Origin of the sequence: Herbaspirillum robiniae (genome assembly GCF_002213415.1) — a bacterium.
Lineage (GTDB): Bacteria > Pseudomonadota > Gammaproteobacteria > Burkholderiales > Burkholderiaceae_D > Herbaspirillum > Herbaspirillum robiniae.
The window spans coordinates 1-572 of record NZ_NJGU01000029.1 but is presented as its reverse complement, the minus strand read 5'-3'; the positions used below and the strand labels follow the sequence as shown (position 1 = coordinate 572).

At 66.4% G+C, this 572-nt stretch carries 1 protein-coding gene and 1 pseudogene; both read right to left on the bottom strand.

All coding sequences use genetic code 11. From position 1 onward, the window contains the following. Positions 1-95 (bottom strand): annotated as a pseudogene (locus tag CEJ42_RS25340) (ABC transporter ATP-binding protein); the annotation flags it as partial. 18 nt (positions 96-113) lie between these two features. Then, positions 114-572: branched-chain amino acid ABC transporter permease (locus CEJ42_RS24325; RefSeq protein ID WP_129587829.1), on the bottom strand; the 459-nt coding region annotated here is incomplete at its 5' end.

Here is a 572-nt window from a genome sequence, read left to right as displayed (position 1 = left end):
TGGCCGCGTTCGATCGTGATGCCCACGCCGTTCAGGGCTTGCAGCCCGCCGAAGCGCTTGCTGACGTCGCGGATCTTGAGCAGTGTCTGTGTCATGTCTTTTTCTCCTGCTGCTTACGCTTTGACTTCGCCGGTCGAACCGACGGATGCATGGTCCGCTTCCGGGCGGTCTTCATGGCGCGGCGACGGCCACAAACCGGCCGGGCGCGTCAGCATGATCACCACCATGGCCAGGCCGTAGAGCAGCTGGCGCAGCACCTCGGCATCGATCCACACTTTGCCGAACAGGCTCATCTGCAGCGGCTCCACCACGTGGCGCAGCACTTCCGGCAGCGCCGCCAGGATCACCCCGCCCAGCACCACGCCGGGGATGTGGCCGATGCCGCCCAGGACCACCATGGCCAGCACGGCGATGGACTCGGTCAGCGAGAAGGACTCCGGCGAGACGAAGCCCTGGAAGGCGCCGAACATCGCGCCCGAGACGCCGCCGAAGGACGCGCCCATGGCAAACGCCAGCAGCTTCACGTTGCGGGTGTTGATGCCCATCGCCTTGGCCGCGATCTCGTCTTCGCG